The 20,917-nt window shown below is 67.0% G+C and carries 12 protein-coding genes; 8 read left to right on the top strand and 4 right to left on the bottom strand.

The features are described 5' to 3' along the window. Positions 1–122 precede the first annotated feature (122 nt). The 4 genes from C1Y63_RS11200 to C1Y63_RS11185 all read left to right on the top strand — a co-directional run bounded on the left by C1Y63_RS11200 (position 123) and on the right by C1Y63_RS11185 (position 5,113). The gene (locus C1Y63_RS11200) at positions 123–890 is read left to right on the top strand and encodes a CPBP family intramembrane glutamic endopeptidase (RefSeq protein ID WP_106016538.1); all 768 of its coding nucleotides are present in this window, start codon (positions 123–125) and stop codon (positions 888–890) included. Between the two features lie 255 nt (positions 891–1,145). Further along, on the top strand, positions 1,146–3,089 hold the full coding sequence (locus tag C1Y63_RS13115) for an LCP family protein (protein WP_233195700.1): 1,944 nt from the start codon (positions 1,146–1,148) through the stop codon (positions 3,087–3,089). A 252-nt stretch (positions 3,090–3,341) separates the two neighbouring features. Further along, entirely contained in the window at positions 3,342–4,562 is a 1,221-nt protein-coding gene (locus tag C1Y63_RS11190) for an MFS transporter (protein ID WP_106016537.1), read from the top strand. Positions 4,563–4,672: 110 nt separating this feature from the next. Next, a complete protein-coding gene (locus C1Y63_RS11185; protein ID WP_106016536.1) occupies positions 4,673–5,113 on the top strand; it encodes a thioesterase family protein in 441 nt (146 codons plus the stop codon). Between the two features lie 361 nt (positions 5,114–5,474). Here C1Y63_RS11185 and C1Y63_RS11180 read toward each other — a convergent pair whose 3' ends face one another. Further along, positions 5,475–6,104 (bottom strand): hypothetical protein, encoded by a 630-nt coding sequence (locus C1Y63_RS11180; RefSeq protein ID WP_146128949.1) that lies wholly within the window; start codon positions 6,102–6,104, stop codon positions 5,475–5,477. 486 nt (positions 6,105–6,590) lie between these two features. On the opposite strand from C1Y63_RS11180, the gene C1Y63_RS11175 reads away from it, so the two are divergent. The 4 genes from C1Y63_RS11175 to C1Y63_RS11160 all read left to right on the top strand — a co-directional run bounded on the left by C1Y63_RS11175 (position 6,591) and on the right by C1Y63_RS11160 (position 16,465). After that, entirely contained in the window at positions 6,591–7,424 is an 834-nt protein-coding gene (locus C1Y63_RS11175; RefSeq protein ID WP_106016547.1) for an ABC transporter ATP-binding protein, read from the top strand. Further along, positions 7,424–10,372, top strand: coding sequence for an ABC transporter permease (locus tag C1Y63_RS11170; protein ID WP_146128948.1), 2,949 nt, complete (start codon positions 7,424–7,426; stop codon positions 10,370–10,372). Before C1Y63_RS11175 ends, C1Y63_RS11170 begins: the two co-directional genes overlap by 1 nt. A gap of 1,703 nt (positions 10,373–12,075) precedes the next feature. Next, positions 12,076–13,713, top strand: a complete 1,638-nt coding sequence (locus tag C1Y63_RS11165; protein ID WP_106016533.1) for a hypothetical protein — start codon at positions 12,076–12,078, stop codon at positions 13,711–13,713. 1,465 nt (positions 13,714–15,178) lie between these two features. Next, a complete protein-coding gene (locus C1Y63_RS11160; RefSeq protein ID WP_106016532.1) occupies positions 15,179–16,465 on the top strand; it encodes a glycosyltransferase family 4 protein in 1,287 nt (428 codons plus the stop codon). A gap of 276 nt (positions 16,466–16,741) precedes the next feature. Here C1Y63_RS11160 and wecB read toward each other — a convergent pair whose 3' ends face one another. From wecB to C1Y63_RS11145, 3 genes are all read right to left on the bottom strand, one after another. Then, on the bottom strand, positions 16,742–17,887 hold the full coding sequence (gene wecB / locus C1Y63_RS11155) for a non-hydrolyzing UDP-N-acetylglucosamine 2-epimerase (protein WP_106016531.1): 1,146 nt from the start codon (positions 17,885–17,887) through the stop codon (positions 16,742–16,744). A 159-nt stretch (positions 17,888–18,046) separates the two neighbouring features. After that, the gene (locus tag C1Y63_RS11150; RefSeq protein ID WP_233195698.1) at positions 18,047–19,942 is read right to left on the bottom strand and encodes a glycosyltransferase; all 1,896 of its coding nucleotides are present in this window, start codon (positions 19,940–19,942) and stop codon (positions 18,047–18,049) included. 71 nt (positions 19,943–20,013) lie between these two features. Then, the gene (locus tag C1Y63_RS11145) at positions 20,014–20,829 is read right to left on the bottom strand and encodes a hypothetical protein (protein ID WP_106016529.1); all 816 of its coding nucleotides are present in this window, start codon (positions 20,827–20,829) and stop codon (positions 20,014–20,016) included. Positions 20,830–20,917 lie beyond the last annotated feature (88 nt).

Here is a 20,917-nt window from a genome sequence, read left to right as displayed (position 1 = left end):
CCCGGGGAGGGAAGGGAAAGCACGCCACCACCGCCGCCAACACCACCCCCACCCCGCAAGAACAGGCGGGGCGGGCGGCGCGGGCGGGGCAGGCGGTGCGGGCGGGGCGAGTGGAAGACGCGATGAGCACCTGCGAGCACAGCCCACTGCTGGGGCACAGCAGCCGCCGGCGCATCACCCAGGAGATCGGCATCGTCGTCCTCATCACCTTCGGGATGAGTGGATTCCGGGCACTCGTCACCCTCATTGGGCTGTACCTCGACGGCGGCCCCGCCACGAGCTCTGTCGTCCTCAACCCGCAGCACTCCACCCATCCGGCACTTGATGTGGTGCTGCGCATGTCGTCTGCGGCGGTGCTCATCGGGTGGGGGTTGCTCGCCCTGTTCCTCTTAAGGGCAGCGCTGCCCCGCCTCAGCGCCCGGCAGGTGGGCGCCGGGGTGGGGTTGGCGGCACTGATCGGGCTGCCCGGATTGGGCCTGTACGTGGCGGGCCGCGCCCTGGGGCTCTCCCGGGAGGTTATCCCCGCCACCGATATTGATCTGGTGGTGCTGCTGCCCCTGGTGGTGTGGGCCTTCGCCAACGCCTTCGCCGAAGAAGTCGTGGTCGTGTGGTGGTTGAGCGACCGGCTGTCGCAGCTGGGCTGGCGGGCCGGGGCCATCATTGCGGCCTCTGCTGCGCTGCGGGGCAGCTACCACCTGTACCAGGGCATTCCTGCTGGTGTGGGCAACATTGTCATGGGCGTGGTGTTCGCGTGGGTGTTCCTCCGCTACCGCAGAATCTGGCCCCTGATCCTCGGGCACTTCCTCGGGCACTTCCTCATCGACGCCGTGGCGTTCGTCGGCTACCCACTCCTCGTGGCGGCGGGTGTCCACATCCCTGGCGTGCTGTAACACCACCACCCATACAGCATCCAGAGAGCACCCAGAGAGCCCCCAGACGGAACCACCCCGACACCCACCACGCACCCCGCATTCCCACACCACCCCATGCAACACCCCACAGCTCGGACGTGCGGCCCGCCACGGGCCTGCGGCTGGGGGCTGGCCTACAAGTGCCTGAAACCATCCTGTGGGGCACACACCACCACCTGGGGTTTCCTTCCACGTACAGCCGGGTGGGCTGCCGGGGCGGGCTACTGTTAGGGCATGAGTGTTGATGAGGAATACGTCCGCGATCGCGACGGCCAGGTGTTGAGGGACCGCTACGGCAGGCCCGTCCGCCGCCGCAGCAGCGGCACCCCGTCAGCACAATCCCCCAACCGGTCAGGCCGGCCGGAGGCAGGCCGGCCGGTGTCGGCCCGCGAGGCGCGCGACCCGCGGTCCGTGCGCGACCCCCGGGGCGCAGCCCGTGGTGCCACGCGGGGTGCCGCAGGCTCTGGGGCGGCCGGTACCGCTGGTGCTGAGCGCTCCCCACGGGGCGGCCGACCGGCGGACCGCTACCCCTCCCCGTCGGCGCGTGCGGGCGGACGCCCCTCCTCGCAGCCGAGCGCACAGCCCGGCGCCCGGCCGGGCGAGCGGCAGGGCAACTGGCCCTCCTCCCGCCGCCCTGAGGACCGCCGCTTCGCAGGCAGGGACTCTGGGGGCTCCACGAGCGGGGATGCTGGGCGCGGCCAGGTGCGGCGGACGGAGTTCTCCCGCCCGGAGCACCCTCGGCAGGCACCTGGGCAGGCTCCCGGGCGGGGCACTGCCCAGCCGACGAGCATGTTCTCCACGCGGATGTACCCCGCCGCCGGCGACGACACGACCGCGGCGCCCTCCGGCGGGCAGCCGCGCCGCGGGTACACGCCGGGGCCGGAGGCTCCTCGTGCCGAGTCGGCGCGCCCGGAGGCACCCCGGCCGGTGTACCGCCGGGCGGGTGCTGGCGCTGCCGGTACTGCGGGTGCGGCGGGTGCGGCAGGGTACTCGGGGCAGCCCGGGCAGCCCGGCGGTGTGCGCACCCCCGGTGTGGGCGGAGTCCTGCCCGGCTATGAGGGGCCCGGCGCGCCCCGCCAGGCGTACCGACCCCAGGGCGCGTGGGGCCAGCGGCCCAGCTACGGCCCGACCGGAAATCCGCAGCCGGCGTACGGCACCCCGGTGAACTACGCCGCCGGCGACGCCACCCCACACACGAGTGGCCGAAAGTTTGGCGCGCGTGGCGGCCAGGGTCTCCGGCCCCGCATGCCGCGGCCCCGCGGCTGCCTGCGGGGGCTGGGCGTGCTGATCGTGGCGCTGGTGCTCATGGTGGCGGCGACAGCGGTGTGGGTGGATACCTCCATCGCGCGGGTCGCCTACCAGCCGGCCGCCCGGGTGGCGGGCAGTGGCGGCACGAACTGGCTGCTCGTGGGGTCCGATTCGCGCCAAGGGCTCACCGAGGACGATGTGGCCCGCCTGGGTACTGGTGGCGATATTGGTGTGGGCCGCACGGACACGATCATGGTGCTCCACATGGGGCTCACGGGGAAGCCCACCCTGTTGTCGATTCCCCGCGACTCCTACGTTGCGGTGCCGGGCTACGGGATGGACAAGATTAACGCGGCGTTCGCCCTAGGGGGCCCGGAGTTGCTCGTCGCCACCGTGGAGCAATCCACCGGCCTGCACATCGACCACTACGCCGAAGTGGGCTTCGGTGGGTTTGCCGGCATGGTGGATGCCGTCGGCGGGGTGACGCTGTGCCCCGATCAGGACATCGATGACCCCTTGGCGAACCTCCAGGTCGCGGCCGGCTGCCAGGAGATGGATGGGCCGACCGCCCTCGGATTCGTGCGCACTCGCGCCACCGCCGAAGGCGACTTGGACCGGGTGCGCCGCCAGCGGGAGTTCTTCGCCGCCCTCGTGGAGAAAGCCACCCGTGCGGGCACGCTGCTCAACCCGGTGAAGGATCTCAAGCTGGCAGGCGCGGTGAAGGACTCCTTCACCATCGGCGACGGCGATCATGTGTGGTCGCTCGCGCGCGTCGCCCTCGCCGCGGCCGGCGGCGTGGAGATGGCCACCATGCCGGTCGGCGGTTTCGCCGACACGGAGGTCGGCAACGTGGTGCTGTGGGATCCCTCGGAGGCGAGTGTGCTGCTGCAGAACCTCGGGGTGAAAAACCCGCCAACCCTGCAGGGGTAGCGACTCTCCCCGGGACGCGACGCGACCGGTACAGCCCAGTACAGCCCGGTACAGCACCGCACCCCCACAGCGCACCGACACCGCCCCGCCGCAGGCGCGGAAGGCTGCGAATGCCGCGATGCGCGAGCATCAGCGCCCCCTGCGGGTATCAGCACCCTCTGCGCGTATGAGCTCCCCCTGCGGGGATAACGATTCAATAACAAACCAGCGTGACCGGGGACACGTGACCTGGCTTACTGTTAGCGTCGTGTCATGGAACACACACCACAGCGACGACGCACCGCCGGGCAGGCGGCCACCGTCGTCGTGCTCGTGTTCGCCATGTTCCAAGTGGTCCTCGGCAGCACCCTCCCCTCCGGGCTGTACGCCCTCTACGAGGCACAGTGGTCGGTGAGCCGGGCACAGACCACGATCATCTTCGCCATGTACGTCGCCGGCGTACTCCTGGGACTGTTCGGCCTGGGAAGCCTCGCCGATACGCGGGGCCGGCGCATCGCCATCACACTCAGCATCACGCTCGCCGTGGCGTCCTCCGGGGTGTTTGTTCTCGCCGGGGCCGTGTGGCCACTGTTCCTCGGGCGGCTGCTCAGCGGGCTGTCCGTGGGGGTGGGCACTGGTGCCTTCACGGCGGCATTGTGCGACACCCTCGGCACGGTGAAAGGCTCCTCGCTGAGCGCCATCACCATCGCGGCAGCGCTCGCCGCAGGCCCCGTGGCCTCCGCCGTGGTGGCGGAAGTCCACCCCCAGCCGTTGCGGGCCCCGTTCGTCGTACACCTGGTGCTGCTCAGCGTCTCACTCGTGGCGTGCCTGCGATTGACAAACCTGGCCCCCGGCACCCGGCGGCGGCGGGCCGGCCGGGCACACCACCCCACCACGCAGGACTCAGCCGCAGCACCCCTGTTCCCCTCCCGGCACAGCGCCTGGATCTTCCTCGTGTCCACCTCGGCCATCGGGTGGGCCTACGGGGCCAACGGCATGTGGCAAAGCGTTGTCCCGCTCACCGCGTTCGCCGACAACCCGCCCCAGCTCCAGATCGCGGTCATGACCGCCACCATGCTGGGTATCTCCGCGGTCTGCCAGATCTTCACCATGTCCCGCGACCCGCGGGGGCTTCTCGCCCCAGGACTGATAATCCTCGGGCTGGCGCTCATCGGGGCGCGCCTCGCCCTACAAAGCACCACCCTTGGCGCGGTGTGGGTGGCGACCTGCGTGGTGGGCATCGGGCAGGGGCTGTCCAGCAGGAGCTCCCTATCGCTGGTCACCGCGAACTGCAACGCCAGCAGGAGGGCCACAGCGGTCTCCCGCTACTACTCCTTCGGCTACATCATCACCGCCGCCGCCCCCTTGAGCGCCAACCTCCTCAGCGTGCCCACGGTCCTCACCATCCTGGGAGTGCTCTCCCTGGGCAGTGCGGTCGGCTTCCTCATCCTGCGCAGACACGGCGCATCACCGCCAACACCGACGCCCGCCTAACCCGACATCACGCCAATCTCATTCTCCCCACGGCGGCATACCACCACCCCAGCCCCACCACCCACCACGCTCACGACACGCACAACACTCACGAAAGGACAGCACACCCCATGCTCACTCCCAACGACACCTTCACCATGGACTACACCGTCGCCCCCGGGCACACCGTCGGCGATATCCTCCCGGAGGCCGCCGAATTCACCGCCCTGCCGGACGTGTTCACCACCGGCTGCCTGCTGGCCATCATGGAGTGGGCCTGCATCAGGCAGCTCAACCCCCACCTGGGCGAGGGGCAGATCAGCTTAGGGGTCGGCATGACCATGACCCACGATGCCCCCTGCACCACCGGGGCCCGGCTCGTCATCGAGTGCACCCCGACGCAAGTGACGGAGAAGTTCGTGACCTGGGAGGTCGAGGTCCGTGCCGCCGACACTGCTGTGGTCATGGGCCGCGGCACCCACACCCGCGCCATCGTGGCACGGGAGAAGTTCTCGGCGGCCGTCAACCGCGCCGCCCCGGAGCTCGGCGGGGAGCAGCTGCGCAATCCCTAACCTGCCCCGGCACCAGCCCTTGGGGCGACACTGGGGCGACACTGGAACGGCTCGGGGGCGTCCCCCCGCCGCCACCCATGAGCGGGACGTGTCGCCTGTGATCGGCGCACTGCCGGCGCGGGGATGGGCGCCACCCCTGCAGTTGCGCCCTACAGTTGCGAGGACGCCGAAGTGGACAGCACGCGCCCGGCGCTGTACAATTGCTATCAATCGTTCGGCCCGGCTCTTTCCTCGGAAAGGGTACGGGCCGGATTTCTTTTTTGGGGGACAGGCTTTGTCTTTGGGGGACAGTAGTGCCAGGGGGTGCGTTGGGGGACAACCTTCGTACCCGGCGCGACGGGGCTGGGGACTGCACGCGCGATCAGCGCGCGGGCCGCACCAGCGCACTCAAAGATGCGAACGGGGTGACCAGCAGGGTGCCCAGGTGCTGCAGCACCCGCACCGGGCCAGCCAACCAGCCCAACGCCTGCTCCCGGGCCTGCCGGGCAGCCAACTCCTCCACATCAGCCGCAGTGATCGGCTCCTGCGGGCAGGGATAGTCGTAGCCGTGATAAATCGCCGGGAACACCCGGTCAGCATTGACCGCCACACACCGATCGATCTGTTCCTGGGTGGTGACCCCATAGTGGGCGATCGTGCGATCCCGGTGGGCTTTCGCCGCCCGCGCCCCGCGGGCCGCATCCGCATCCATCCCCGGGGCGGGCAGCAGCGCCGAGGACGACCAGGTTTGCAAGTCCATGCCGCCGGGCAAGATGCCCGGCACCCCACCCAGGATGCCGACAGGCACACTGATGGGCGCAAGCGTTGCCGCGGGCGCGGGTTCCGCCACCGCCGGGGTCGACGGCACCATCATGCCCACCCCAAGAGCCACACACAGCAGCCCGGTGCCGATCGCGCCCTTCGCGGCCCGGGGTGCCCCGGTGCGCGCGGCGCTCGGGGCCGCGCCGGCGGCGCGGGACTGCGGGCGCTGCGGCGGCAGCATTCGGCGCATCGGTGTCACGGTCCTAACCAACTCTCGTCTAAGGAAAAAAGGGTGGGGGCTGTGTGTGGGTGTTCTCTGTGGCTTCTTAGGCTACCCCAGTGGGCTGGCTGCAGGTCTGCGTTCCGCCGCGAATCACACTGAGCACTACCCCACATGAGCACCACGCCAGTGGCCGGCGCCTGAGCACCCCACATGCTGCGCGGGAGGACACCACTGTCCGTGGATGGTGGTCCATCGTGATCGGGGAGACAGGACCGGGCTGCGGGCGCGGGCTGCGGGGAAGCACACGCCCCGGGCCCTAGAGTGGAGGGAAAACACGCACGTCGCCTCCCGCGGCTGTGCGTGCTGTTGTTGTCCTTGTGTTGTTTTCTTCCCCGGCTGTGCTGTCCTGCGCGGCCGGTCTTCGTGGGCTGTGTGTGCGGCCTGAGTATGAGGTGTGACCCCATGACTGAATCTCCTTCCACCCCCACTACGGCCGGCATGGCTGGTGCCGGCATGGCTGGTGCCGGCGTGTCTGGCTTGTCTGGCCCCGGCGCGCCCGGGGAGGTGGCTCTCTCCGCGCGGGGCGTGTCCGTCGCCTACGGTTCGGGCGATACCGCCGTGCATGCACTGCGGGGGGTGGATGTGGATGTGCCCCGCGGCCGTTGGCTGTCGCTCATGGGGCCGAGCGGTTCCGGCAAGACCACCCTGCTGCAGGTGATGTCGGGCCTGGCGACCCCCAGCACCGGCACCGTCACCCTGGTGGGGCGGGGGCGGACCCAGCCGCCCGTGGTGTTGTCCTCCGCCTCCGAAAGGGAGCGCACCCTGCTGCGCCGCACCCGCATTGGTGTGGTGGTGCAGGACTTCAACCTGGTGCCTGTGCTCACCGTGGCGGACAACATCATGCTGCCGCAGCGGCTGGCCGGCAAGAAGATCGACAAGCAGTACTACTCCGCGCTCATCGAGCGCCTCGGATTGGGTGGGCGGCTCAAGCACCTGCCGCACCAGTTGTCCGGTGGGCAGAAGCAGCGCGTGGCGATTGCCCGCGCGGTTCTCGGGCGGCCGGACATCATCGTCGCCGATGAGCCGACGGGTGCCCTTGATTCGGAGGCCGGTGCGGAGGTGTTGACCCTGTTCCGCCAGTTGGTGGATGAGGGCAACACTCTGGCGATGGTGACCCACGATGAGCAGGCCGCCGGCCGCGGCGACGTGATTGTGCGCCTGCGGGATGGCCAGATCGTGGGCCACGCGCAGGTCACCCAGCCGGGCCGCACGGCCGCCGGCACTGCCGGCACTGCTGGTGCTGCAGGAGCTGCGGGTTTTGCGGGCGCTGCGGGTGATGCCCTGTGATGCGGTTGGCGTGGGCGCAGCTGCGCCGCCGGCCCGGGCGCTACCTGTCACTGTTCTTCGCGGTGGCGGTCGCCGTCGCATTGACGGTGGCCACGAGTGCCATTGCGGCCACACTGCAGTCCACGGTCGGCTCTTTCTTCGCCAAGCCCTACACTGCCGCCGATGCGGTGGTGACGGTGCGCGGCAGCAACGACCAGGTCGATCCTGTGGTGGCGGCCGCGTGCGCGGCCCCCGGGGTGCAGGCCTGCGCCTTCGACCGGGTGGCCCAGGTCGGCGTGCGGGATCCGCACGGCGTTTACAAGGTCACCGCCCTGCAGGCCATTGATCCGGCCACCGCACCGGGTGCTGCAGGTGGGTTGCAGTGGCGCGCCGTCGACGGGCAGTTGCCCACCACTCCCTGGGAGATCGCCACCACGGACGACACTCCCCTCGGCAGCACGCTGCCGCTCGCGAGCTTCAGCATTGCGGACGCCTCCCTGCTGGGCGAGCCCCGCGCCGACGAAGTCTTCACCGTCGTCGGCCATGTGGAGGCCGCCGCGAAGGAACGCCTCATTGGCAGCAGCACCCTCTTCGTCGCCCCCAGTGCGTTTGAGATGCTCGACATTGGGTACTCCACCGGCGAAGTCCGCCTCCAGGGGGTGCCCGGCACCAGTGGGGGCGACCTGGTGCGCCAGCTGACGGGCATCCTGCCGCCCGGCACACAGATCAGCACCGCTGATGACGCCGCCACGGCCGGCGCGTCGAGCTACCTCACGGGCCGGGACCGCTACTTCCTGCTGCTGGCGGTGTTTACCGCCACGGTGGCGGCCGTCGCCGCCTTGGTCATTGTCTCCGCGTTCGCGGTCGTCGCCGGCGCCCGCCGGCGCGAATTCGCCCTCCTCAAATCTCTTGGGGCGACCCCGGGGCAGCTGTACCGCAGCGTCGCGGGCGAAGCCCTCGTCCTCGGCATCGCCGGCGGCGCGCTGGGCGCGCCGACAGGGCTGTGGCTGGCGCAGGTCGCCGGCCGGCACGCCGCGGATGTGGGCGTCCAGGTGCCCCTCGACGAGGTGTCCCTCGCGCCCGCCGCGCTCGTTGTGGTGGCCGCGCTTGGCACCATGGTCACCATCGCCAGCGCCCTGCCGGCGGCGCGCTCCGCGATCCGGGCCGATGTGGTGGCATCCCTGTGGGCACATGATGCGCCCCCGCGGGGCCGCGCGGGCGCCCTCCTGCGGGCGGCCGCGGGCCTCCTCCTGCTCCTCCTCGGGGGCGCGCTGCTCCTGGGCGGCGGCAGCCTCGTCGGTGCCGGCGGCAAGCGGGCCATCCTGGTGGCCTGCGGCAGCGGGGCACTCATCGTCGGCGGGCTCGTCGCCCTCGGCGGGGTGATCCTCCCGCAGCTCATGGCGTGGCTGCACCGCGTTCTCAGCTTTCTGCCCGCCGCCCAGCTGGGCATGGCCTACATCGGCCGGCAGGCCGGCCGTGCGGCCAGCATCGTCGGCATCGTGCTCGCCGGCACCGCCCTCGTGGCTGCTGTCACCACCGGGCAGGAGGGGTTGGAAACCCACCTCAACGCCAAGGCCCAGGGCCAGCAGGCCGCCGACATGACGATCACGAGCATGACGGGTGCCGTCATGCCGGACGAGCTGCAGCAGCAGCTGCGGGACCTGCCGGGCGTTACCACGGTCCTCACCCCGCGCTTCGCGCCCGTGATTCCGCTGACGCCGCCCGGCACGAAGGGTGCCGCGGGCAGCGCGGGCACAGCGGACGCGGCGGATGCCGCAGCGACCCAGACCAACGCCGCCGCGACGGCCGCGACTGCGGCAGGTGCTGGGACTGCGTTGGCTGGCGCGCACTCCACCGGCATCGTGCCGGTCGCCGACGTGCACGACGCCGTAACGCGGGTTCTCGCACAGGAAGGCGATGGCGCAGGCACCCTCCCCGAGGGCCTCCCGGAGAATCTCCCCGAGGGCCTGGGTGATCAGCTGCCGGAGGGCATTCCCGCCGACCTGGCGGACGCGGCGGCCGGGGATGCGGCCGCGGCAGCGGACGCCGCGGCGGGTGCCGCAGCCGATGCGGCGGCAGCAGCCAGTGCCGCCGACGAGGCCGACGAGATCCTCCGCGACGCCCTGGCACTGCAGGAAAAACTCGATAAAATCCTCGACCGGCCGTTTGTGCTCTCCCGGGAGGAGGCCGCCGATGCCTTCCGTGGCGCCGGCGGCGCCGGCCCCGGGGAGCTGGTCGTCGGCCTCTACTCGAAGCTGCGCACCGGCTACCGCGACGGGCAAACCATCGACGTCGACATCCTTGACACACCCGTCCAGGTGCGGCTGCGTTTTAGCACCACCGCCCTCGAATCCTTCATCGACCCCGGCGTCATTCCCCTCCCCGCAGAGGACCTTCCCCTGGGGGATGCGACCTTCGTGCGGCTGGACGGCCCCGCCGTCCAGCCCGCCGACGGGCCGGCGGCCACCGCCGTCCTGGACACCCTTGCCGCAAGCGGGGAGCGCTACAGCGTCGCCGAACGCTTCACCACCCGCAACGACATCCTGGCCTCCACGCAGCGGCTGCTCACCTTGGCGACGCTCATGACGATCATCGCCGCCCTCGTCGCCATCGTCGGTGCGGTCAACACCGTCACCCTGGCGGTGCGGGAACGCCGCCGCGACTACGCGGGACTGCGGGCCATCGGCATGACCAGCCCCGGGATCCTCGGGACCCTCCTGGTGGAGCTCGTGGCACTCGCTGTCCCGGCGGCCGTCATCGGCACGGCGGCCGGCGGGGTTCTCGGCGCCCGGATCGCGGACGTGGTCGCCGGCGGCACCCAGAGCCACGCGATCGGGGAGGTTCTCACCGGCAGCACGGGCGCCCACCTGTTGCTCATCATCCTTGCCGCTGTCGTCGGGATCATGTTCTGCGGCGTCGTGGCCAGCGCCCGCGGCGGGCGGCTCACGCCCACCGCAGGCCTCCAGTAGCGGGCGCCGCGCGCACCACGCCACAGCCCGCACGCCACACCCCACGCACACCACGTCCCACGCCCGCCCACCGCACCCCCAGCAGCATCCACCTCACTGCCGGAGCCTGTGATGGGCGGGCTGCGTGCTGCCACGGGCAGGGCGTACGGCGACACCCACCAACCACGCGCCAGAACCGTCGCACACGGCCCACAACACGCCTGCAATCACGCGCGCGTGGGGGCCTGGGGGGAGCAATGTGGAAAAATTTTTTTCACTCTGAGCTGGGACTTTAGGCGCGGGAAAAACTTTTTTCTCCAAAGTGCTTCCGCGACCCTTGCCTGCCCGCTACAGTGATGAACCAAGGGGAGAGGTTATCCTCAAAAACCCCGACGGAAGGTACACCGCAACCCCCCCCCCGAGGCGGAGTACCGAACGTAGTGCGGCGGAGTTTTTCTCTGCCCCGCGTTCCATGGCCCTCGATCGCTTGCCGGTCGGGGGCCATGTTTCCTTGCACGCCCAGGTTTACTCCGGATTCCTGTCGGCAAGAGTGGGCACATCGCGGGTTCCAGACACACCTTGTGACGCTTAACCCCCTTGTGGCACGCCACCCACACCGACGTCGGCGAGCCATGCCGACCGGAGGTGGGACGGATACCCGCATCAGGGATGGGTTCACCTACAGCGCGCCACTCACCCACCGCCCGGGGTAGACAACCACCGACCCTTCGCCCACGCTGCTGCGCGCGCCGTAACTCCCGCGCGGCCAGGCGCGTATGTGCCACTCGGTGTGCGCCGCCGGAGTCGTGAACGAGAGCCACGCTGTGCGACACGCCGTGCAGGGGGCGACGCGCGCATGCGCGGGCGCAGGCGCGCGCATACCCGCCTGTGTGCGCACGCGCGCGGATACCGCATCGCAGGCCGCTGGACGGGGCGGTTTTTGGTGTGAAATTTGACATATCTAGTCGGTTCGGGGGAGGCTTTCTCGCTGCATTTCGATACGTTCGGGGGACGTTCGCGGAACGCATAAAAGAATGGACATAACCCCCTCGGGGGAACATTCGAACACCTCTCACCCGGACGGGTAAATCATAGAGGGGTACCCCCCCCCCGGAGTAACTTTTTCGACCCCTGAGCTGCACCATTGGTGTTCGATAAGCACTCGTTCATGCACGTCACGCCAGGTTTAGGGACCCCATTTTCGCCCCCTTCAGCAAAAGGTCTGACGTTTCCGGCGCGAAAAATTAGCGCCCGAGGGCTAGCGCATTCCAGGTCCCAGGTCTTAGCGTTTGAGGAGCGGACGATAAAACGCATCGCCCCTCGACCCGACCTCCCGGGACGCCGGCCCCGCCGGCCCCGTGGACGGAACCTCGTCGCGGAGCGGATGCAGTTCGCGCCAGCAGCCCCACCTGGTGCCCCGGTACCAGGTGCGCCCTCCAGGCGCGCGGGTGCGGTGACCCTTTTTCAGGTCTTTTTCGGGTCGCCCTGCCTCATTGTGCCTGGGCTGTCATGGGCTGCGCGGCTGTGGGGTGCGTGCATGCCCGCACCCTCGCCCAGGAAGGCATCGCCAAGCCGGCCAAGCTCTGCTTGCCACTTCGCGTGTTTTTCTGCGCCGCCCCACTGCTTGCACCCCGGCACCCCCGGGGTGCGCCGCGCAGGGCCCATGACACGTCGACTTCACGACCCGCTGGCCCTAATCCACCCAACCCTAGGGAGAATTTTTCATGATGAAGAACCGCATCCGCACTGCGGCTATCGCTGGTGCCGTCGCCCTCGCCACCAGCCTGTCCGGCGTCACCGTTGTCCCGGCTCTCGCCGCCGACAACACCGGCAACCACTTCAACCAGCCCGACGGCTCCGCGCCGCGCGAGGGCAGCGTCAAGTCCGAGGCTCAGCTGAAGGCTGCGACCGACGCGATCTCCAAGTTCCTGGTCGACGACCAGTCCCCGCGTGACGAGATCCAGAAGCGCTACCTCGAGACCTTCGCCTACAAGAACGCTAAGGACGGCGACAAGGAAGGCGCTCTCAGCCCCGACGAGAAGTCCGTGAAGGACGCGTTCGACGCCGCTCACGCTGACATCACCGCCAAGCTGGACGAGGCCGCTCAGAACGTTGCCAACGCCCGCGCTGCTGTCGCTGCCGCCCTGGCCGACGACGAGGCTGCCCGCAAGGCCAACGTTGACCTCGACGCCGAGTTCCGCCGCATCCACGACGCGCACCCCGAGCTGAACAAGCTCATCGCTGCCGTCAACAAGGAGAACAAGACCGGCCTCGCGAACCTGCCGCTGCTGTCCGTCGACGTCAACGGCAAGTCCATCACCACCGTCCTTGAGGTCCGCGAGCTGCTCAAGGTCAAGGACGAGCACGTCGTCAACCTCAACAACTACGACACCGTGGACGAGAGCGCGAACAACTACGTTTCCCGCCAGTACATGGAGGCCTTCGACACCCTGCTGAAGAACGAGGCTCTCAACGAGTTCCAGCAGACCCTGACCAAGAAGAACGAGGCCATCATCCAGGCTGAGAAGCACGACGTCATCGTGCTGCAGCTGGCTCTTGCCCGCGCCAACGCTCAGGTTCAGGCACTCCGCGTCCTGCAGGCGTCCTTCAACACCGCTGCCACCTTCGTCGACCTCTACGAGAACGACACCCTCTTCGCGGACTACAAGAACGGCTGGCAGACCCTGCGCCCCGAGTACAAGGCTGCCCTGCCGGAGCTCCAGACCGCTGTGAACGACAACTACGATCACATGCTCAAGGCTGACGAGGAGTTCACCAAGCGCTTCGACGGCTTCGAGAACGACGAGGTCAACTCCACCAACTGGAAGGCCGACAAGGAGCTGGCCAAGTACTACGCTGAGCGCGAAGCACTGGCCCGCGACAACTACGCCCAGATCGTCAACAACGCCGACTGGCAGATGATCGTCGAGAAGCTGCAGCTCAAGCTCGCCAAGTTCGGCAAGGAAGCTGAAGCTGCTGCCGCTGCTGAGGCCGAGGCCGCAGCTGCCGCCGCCAAGGAAGCAGAGCAGGCCCGCAAGGAGGCCGAGGCTGCTGAGCGCGAGGCCGCTCGTGCCGCCGCTGAGGCTCGCGACACCGCTCTCCAGGACACCCTGAAGCAGTTCGCCGCCGAGGCTGCCGCCGCCCGCGCCAAGGAGCAGGAGGCCCTGAACAAGCTGGCTGAGGCTCTCAAGAAGCCCGCCCCGGCTCCCCAGAACAACGACAAGAAGCCGTCCTCTACCGACAACTCCTCGGACAACAAGTTCGACCTCAAGGGCCTCGGCATCTTCGCCGTCATCGCCGCCATCATCGGCGCGATCGCAGCCGCCCTGCCGCACATCGCCCAGTTCCTGCCCAAGGCCTAAGCCCCCACGCAGAAACGAAGCACCTCAACCGGAACGCCCCACACAGGACACCCAGTTGAGAACCCCGCAGCCCCGCCCGTGAATACCCTTCGCAGGCGGGGCTGCGGCCATAATCCTGGGACGCCATGGACACCCACGGCACCCCGGGGAAACCACGGGAAGCAGCTGCGGGGCCCTGCAGCACACACGCGCAGAGCCCCATAGTTCCCGCGGACGCCCACCGCAGCCGCGCACGCACACCCCACGGTTCCCCCACCACAGCCACGGTCCATCCACACCGTCCCACCGCCCAGGGATCTCCCCGGGCTGGATGACACAACTTCACACACTCGTGTCACGCGGCCTCACCCATGAGCAGTCGCGCCCGTGCCCCGCACACCCTACGCATGAGCACCCGGACCTACATCCCGGCGCGCGCCCGTGACACACCCACCCCCGCCCCACGATCACCTCCGCAGGAGTCGCAATCCAGGAAACGATCGCTGGGGCGGGGGTTTCTTCATGCCCGGGGCCAAAGAGCGAGAGCACTCCAACTTCACGGGCCCGGCGCACTCACCCCGCGCGCACCCCGCGCACCCCGGTCACAACTATGTTGTTGCCGCGCCCCTCCTTATCCCCCCGATCCCCTCGTCCGCACCGAGTCGGCACCCCTGATGCCGACATACCTCTATACAGGAGTGCATAGGGAGCTTCTTCCTTCCCCGCCCACGCGCCCCCGCGTGTGCCCCGCGCGTGCGCCGCAGCGTGCGCCGCACCGGGCATGCGCTCGTATGCCCTCGCGTGTCCCGCACCAGATGCGATCTCAGGCCTCCTGTGGCCTCGTATGCCGCGCGCTAATTCGGTGGCGTGCGCGCGATGCTGCCGCCAGTTCTGAAGACCCTAGCCCTCGCCTAGGCTAGGCTGACCTGCAGGTAGGGCGTGGTTTTCTGGTTCGACACTGCCGGGCGGCGGCACTAAACTTGGGATTTACCTTGCGCTTTCTTCACCCAGGCGCGTCAACCGCATGACCTGCGGCAACCCTGCTTTCCTCTCCTCGAATACCGTGCTGTGCGCGGTGGTGAGTGACAGTTGGGCACGGATGTGTGAGGAAGCTCGCGTGCTGCGCACTCCTTGTGGGGTAACCCCTGGGGTGCGGGCAGCGACACGAAACATGAGGCGTGAGCACACCTGCAGCCCCAGCCTCGCCCCCCCCTATGTTTCCGCGGTGGGGCGCGCCCCCTGTGCAGTCCCCTTCGCGGGATGCCGTGTTGGGGCGAGGGGCACTTTCGGTGCCGGCGGTGTGCGGGCCTTGTGGTGCGGCGTCGCCGCACTGTGTTTTGTGTTTTGTTTTCTTTGTATCGACCCACAGGATGAGAGCTGTCGTGGACGCACATCTCGCCGTCGTTGGCCTTGGCTACATCGGCCTTCCGACTTCGCGTTTCCAAGACGCCCCCCATGATGCGGCATCCGCCGTGGAAGGCGCGTTGTGCATCTGCTGCTGATCTCCCACTACTGGGAACCCGAACAAGGCGTCCCGCAGCGCCGCTGGCGCTGGCTGTCCGACGCCCTGCTGGCCGCCGGCCACCACCTCACCGTGGTGTGCCCGCCGCCGCACTACCCGGGCGGCAAACTTCTCGACGAAGCCACGGATGACATGACGGCGGGCGCTGTCGCGCACCCGCAGCCGGGGTTGACGATCTACCGGACGGGCTTCCGCCCGCACGACAAGTCGATCACCTCCCGCATCCTGGGGCAGGCTACCGTCATGGCGTCCTCGCTGACGACGGGCCGCCGGGCACTCGCGGACGCCCGCACTGCCGGCACCCCTGTGGATGCGGTGGTGTGCACCGTGCCCGCCCTCCCCAGCGCGTATGTGGCGTGGGCGCTCGCGCGGCGGGCGAAGCTTCCCCTCGTCGTGGAGCTCCGCGACGCCTGGCCGGAAATCCTCGACTACACCGACAACTGGCACGACGGCCACCGGGGACGCACCAGCGTCATGCGCAAAGCCAAGCGCACCATCTTCACCGCCATGAGCACCACCGCCGGGCGGCTGCTCATGCGCACCATGCGGGACGCCGACCTCATCATCACTACCACCGAATCGTTGGCGCGCCTCCGCCAGGAGCAAACCGGCACGCCGGCAGTGGCGGTGATGAACACCCCCAGCCCGAAGATCCTCGACGCCAACGACCCCCACGACACCACCACCCGGCCCCTGCGCATCCTGTACGCCGGCACCGTGGGCCGCGCCCAAGGACTCGACAACGCCCTCGTAGCGCTCCACCACGCACGAAACCAGGGCGCAGACCTTGAGATGCGCATTATTGGCGGCGGCGCCCACCTCCAGCGGCTGAAGGACTACGCCGCAGCCAACGACCTGCCCGTGGAGTTTTTCTCCCGGGTCCCGTTCAACGAGATGGACGCCAACTACCGCTGGGCAGACACCGTGCTCGTGCACCTGCAGCCCTGGCTGCCGATGGAATACACCATTCCGTCAAAGCTCATTGAGGCCATGTGGGCCGAAAAGCACGTCACTGGGGTCCTGGCCGGAGAGGCCGCCCAGATCGTCAGCGATTCCGGCATTGGCGACGTGGTGACGCCCGGCCGCCCCGAGGAGCTCGCCGCCTTGTGGCAGCGGCTCGCAGCCGACCGGACGCTCACAGCGCGGTCCGGCACAGGCGCACGGTACCTCTCGGCACTGGCAAGCCCGGAGGATTCGGCATCGACCTGGATTGAGTACGTCGCCCGTGTCGCGGGCCACGACCACCGCTAACAGGTCGAGGAAAAGTCAGACTTTTGGCTGTCTGCGAGTACAGCAGCCGACCAGATGCCTACTCACTGCCATTTCCCGGGAGCCCGGGCATACTGGCCGCTCAGCGGTGTCCCGACAAGGAGCGCGCCACCAGAGCTGTCGCGACCCAACGGCAGCACAGAGCCCCAAAGACCCGCCCCTCGGTCACTGGTACAGCCTTTGCTAGGCTCTCGGTCGACGTCGCAATGCGTGCTGGTTCGAGACCACGCCCTCCGCACGAGAAGAGTGTGTGGTTATCTATCGTGCGACGAAGTCCGGGGAGCGCGTGCCAAGCCCGAACATTTCTGCCAGGGCGTTCAAGATGCGCCTGGTAGCTTCACCATCGCCGTAAGGGTTGACGGCATTGGCCATTTTCGCGTATTCAGCCTCGTCGTTAAGTAGACGCGAGACTTCCTCAACGATCTTGTCCTCATTCGTGCCAACGAGTTTCACCGTACCAGCCGCAATCGCTTCGGGGCGTTCGGTGTTTTCACGCATCACCAGGACAGGTTTACCGAGGCTGGGGGCTTCTTCCTGGACTCCGCCAGAGTCCGTCAGCACGATGGTGGACATGGCCATCAACTTGGTGAATTGATCGTAGGGAAGCGGCTCAGTCACGATGACATTGTTCAAACCCTTGATCTGAGGAAAAACTGCGCTGCGCACTGCAGGGTTCAGGTGCGCGGGAAGCACCAGAATCGTATCGGGGAACTCCAACGCCAACACGCGCATTGCCCGGCCGATGGAGGCCATTGCATTGAGATTTTCCCGACGGTGCGTGGTAACCATGATGATCGGCGAATCCGCATTGAGCGCCACCAGACGCTCGTCAACGAATTCCGTATCCCATGTCTGGGCTTGCAGCAGGGCCTCAATGACGGTGTTGCCCGTGACGACAACGTCACACTCGGGGATGGCTTCGCGAAGAAGATTTGCTTTGGCGTCCTGGGTCGGTGCCAGGTGCAGACTCGTAACCTGGCAGATGAGTCTGCGGTTGGCCTCCTCAGGAAACGGGGATTGGATGTTGCCTGTGCGCAAACCTGCCTCGAGATGAGCCACGCGGACGCCCCGATTGAAGGAAGCGATGGCTGCTGCCATCGCAGTCGTGGTATCGCCCTGGGCGATGACCACATCTGGCTGTTCCTTTTCGAGGATCTCATCAAGGCCTTTGACGACTTTCCCGACCACCATGTTCAGTGTTTGGCCCTGCTCCATGATGTCCAGGTCATAATCGGGGGTGATGCCAAACATCTCGTTGACCTGCGCGAGCATCTCACGGTGTTGCCCCGTGGAGACGACGATCATCTCGAATCGGGGATCTTTAAGCGCTGCCGAAATGAACGGTGCTACCTTGATGGCTTCCGGCCGGGTGCCGTACACCGTCATGATCTTTGCTTGACTCATCGCTTTTTGCCCCTTCGAGAACGCCTGCTTCCATACAGACTTTACACCGCCCATCTGCGCCGAAGTGTCCCCCGAGCTACTTAGGGGACACTTCCCGACGAGGGCTTCAATGAGCTATTCCAGAGATGCTCTCACGCGCCCTATGGCGGCGCGGTTGCTTCAGCAGTCGACGTGCGCGGCGTTCATGCCGTTAGTTTCGACTGTGGCATTGGCGAGGATTTCGTGATCTTCGGCAGCCCAGGTGTGCTGGCCTGTGCCCCTGATTTGGATGAAGTTGTAGGGGTCTGCGGAATACACCCGCTTGCCCTTGGCGATGAGGTCGTCTAGGAACGCGGTGTCCTCACCGTTCGTGCGGGACTGGAAGGGGGTCTCGGTGAAGATTTCTTTCCACCCAGTGAGGGTAGGGCCGGCGAGGAACGAGGTCCATCGGTGCTCGAAGCCGGGGTTCCTCAGTACCAGTTGATCGCTGCCGGTGATGTAGGCGTAGCTGCTGCGCTTACCAACGATGTCTGCACCGCTGAAGTACAGGGCGGCAAGCTGGTCGTGAAGATAGTAATCCCCATAGTGATCGTCATCGTCGAATTTGGCGATGACGTCACCGGTGGCTGCTTCGATACCCATGTTGAGACACTCGCCGAGCGTCTTACTGGCGGGTGCGCTCAACACCTGGACGGAGTCGAGGCCGACTGCTATTGCTTGGTTCCGCACATCCTCAGGGTGTGCCTCGACACCGTGGAGAACGATGACGAGTTCCGTCGAGACGTCACGCTGGCCGGCCACGGCGGAGATGAGGTGCGCGAGATTGTGGGGCCTGTTGGTCGAGCAGACAACGGAGACGGTTGCTTTGCGTGCGTCTCGCGAGTTCGCTTCGATACCTGCCGCCTGGAGGACGGCAGCGGCACGATCGCTGTAAGTGTAGGAATCCCAGATCCGTCGCTGGGCCCGATGCACCACCCGTTGGCGCATCCGCGGGGAGTTTAGGAGGGATCGAAGGACCAACTCTGCGTGGTCGACGGAATGTACCCTAGGCATTTCATCGGGAGCGAATAGCGCTTCCACAGCGGGTGAGGATGTGGAGACGACAGGGGTGCCACAGGCTGCGATTTCGAAGATGCGGCGGGCGCACATTGTGGGGGAATCCACAACGGAGTTGACGTTAAGAAAGACCTTGTAATTCCTGTATGCGGTTAGCATCTTGGGGTACGGCAGGGAGCCGCGCACGTGGCCGGCGAAGGCCGAAGGGAATTGGTAGCGCTCGTCAGACCCGGCGAAGCGGGAGAAAATGTCGAACGTTGCCTTGTAGATGCGGGCGACGCGCGCTGCACCGCCGAGGAGGATGTCCATTTGCTCACGTCGCTCGGGATACTTCTGAGTGAAGTACATCCCAGCGAAGGCGATGTCTCGCTCTTCGACCAGGTAGCGGTTTTCCCGAATAGGGTGGTGGTATTTCGGCTGCGCTGCAAAGGTCATGGTCGCGATCGTTGCACCGTCGCGCACCACATTCTCGTAGTCGCGCATCTTGTTCGCGTCACTGGTGAAAACGTGGTCGAACAGCGCTGCGGTTGCCTTAAAATCGTCGAAGTGCGGGGGATCTTCTTTGTTCCAGAAGACCGTTGGGATTTTGTTGTTTCGGCAGTATTCGACAAGTTCGACGAGTTCGGAGGCAGGCGCGGAGCTGCCTGCAAGCTTGTACTGCCAGGCGCCCCCGTTGCCGTTCCAGGCGCTTTCGACGAGGAGGAGGTCGATACCATCGGCCAGTTGCTGCCGCCACTCGGCGGGAGTGACGGCAATGAGGTTGAACTCTGGCTCCCAGGCCGCCATGGAGAACTCATCAACGATGATGCCCACCCGCACATCTGGGAATGCTCCTTTGTACTGGGCATTTCCGGGGTATGCGGGAAAGGAAGGAAACCAGCGCTTCATGCCTGGCACGCGTGGAGTGGGTACCGAGAGGCCTTTCTTGGCCAGGTAACGGCGCGTGTAGAACCATGCTTGGGAGGGACCACCGTCTTTCAGGTGCCACAGAGCTTTGGTCGCTAGCTTCTTCGCTTGCATGAAGTTGCTGATCCTTCGGTTTTCAGGGGCCTGGTTTGCCCCTCTTTTTGACTGTCGCGCGCTGCACCATTTTACCAGCGGTGTCGCAGTTTGATCGCATTGATGTTCCGAGCTGTCTCGGCGGCGCCCCAGCGCCAGAAGATTGTCTCGAACATGGAGTTGGTGCGGTTTCTCCCTTCGGGCAGATCGCGCAACTCCTTCTCGACCGCTTCGGGACCGGTCCACGTAATGCCACTTTCGGGCAATGCCTCTTCGCACGCATCGAGGAAAGCTGAGTGGTTGATTTCCCAGAAGGCCGGCTTAAGCGTGACCTTGTTCGTCACGTTCGGGTCAGTCCCTACCGCCAGCTCATGGAAGTAAGGAACATCAGCCCATTCAGGCACCATCATGTTGGTCATTTTACGGATGACAGCGCTGGATTCTTTTTCGCGAGGATCTTGCCAGAACACTGTGGCGGCCATCGCCGGGCTCGCGATGGGAGGAATGACGTTGCTGGGAGTCGTGGGAAGGGAACGTCGCATACGAGTATTGATGAAAGCGAAGTCCAACGCGTAAAACCCGTCGAATCCGTCCGCCAAATTGTTGAACAGTTCTTCCATGTGCGCCCTGCGCCCCTCTCGCCGGAGCTCTTCCGGGAGGAACCTTCGATACCTTATGCAGTTATTGACATACCGGTGCAGTGCCGGGGTCGGATTCTGGGCTTCCGCCTCTTTAGCTAGGTAGTAGTGGCCACGAGTGAAGTCGCCGTGCGCACCTGATGCGCCGCGCCGGCCGGCACCCGCACGCTTCGCTTCGGGGATTGCGTAGCGCATGAACGTCGACCAGCAGTCGCCGCCGGAATACTGGAACCACGCCAAAGCCCGATCGAGCAGTGGAGTGTCGGGCATAAGACTCGACCCCCCATTAGCGTGGTGTGTAGCTCCGGTAAGCGCACTGCCCACCCAACGGGCACAAGCTCACCGAAGCTAGAAGTCG

The organism is Corynebacterium sp. 13CS0277 (genome assembly GCF_002994655.1).
Classification (GTDB): Bacteria; Actinomycetota; Actinomycetes; order Mycobacteriales; family Mycobacteriaceae; genus Corynebacterium.
The sequence above is the reverse complement of the archived record's forward strand: the minus strand, read 5'-3'. Positions and strand labels throughout refer to the sequence as shown.

Excerpts from the sequence above, each read along its gene's own strand:
- wecB (WP_106016531.1), bottom strand. The coding sequence starts at position 17,887 with ATGAGTCAAGCAAAGATCATGACGGTGTACGGCACCCGGCCGGAAGCC.
- C1Y63_RS11190 (WP_106016537.1), top strand. The coding sequence starts at position 3,342 with ATGGAACACACACCACAGCGACGACGCACCGCCGGGCAGGCGGCCACC.
- C1Y63_RS13115 (WP_233195700.1), top strand. The coding sequence starts at position 1,146 with ATGAGTGTTGATGAGGAATACGTCCGCGATCGCGACGGCCAGGTGTTG.
- C1Y63_RS11145 (WP_106016529.1), bottom strand. The coding sequence starts at position 20,829 with ATGCCCGACACTCCACTGCTCGATCGGGCTTTGGCGTGGTTCCAGTAT.
- C1Y63_RS11165 (WP_106016533.1), top strand. The coding sequence starts at position 12,076 with ATGATGAAGAACCGCATCCGCACTGCGGCTATCGCTGGTGCCGTCGCC.
- C1Y63_RS11150 (WP_233195698.1), bottom strand. The coding sequence starts at position 19,942 with ATGCAAGCGAAGAAGCTAGCGACCAAAGCTCTGTGGCACCTGAAAGAC.
- C1Y63_RS11185 (WP_106016536.1), top strand. The coding sequence starts at position 4,673 with ATGCTCACTCCCAACGACACCTTCACCATGGACTACACCGTCGCCCCC.
- C1Y63_RS11200 (WP_106016538.1), top strand. The coding sequence starts at position 123 with ATGAGCACCTGCGAGCACAGCCCACTGCTGGGGCACAGCAGCCGCCGG.
- C1Y63_RS11170 (WP_146128948.1), top strand. The coding sequence starts at position 7,424 with ATGCGGTTGGCGTGGGCGCAGCTGCGCCGCCGGCCCGGGCGCTACCTG.
- C1Y63_RS11180 (WP_146128949.1), bottom strand. The coding sequence starts at position 6,104 with ATGCGCCGAATGCTGCCGCCGCAGCGCCCGCAGTCCCGCGCCGCCGGC.
- C1Y63_RS11175 (WP_106016547.1), top strand. The coding sequence starts at position 6,591 with ATGGCTGGTGCCGGCGTGTCTGGCTTGTCTGGCCCCGGCGCGCCCGGG.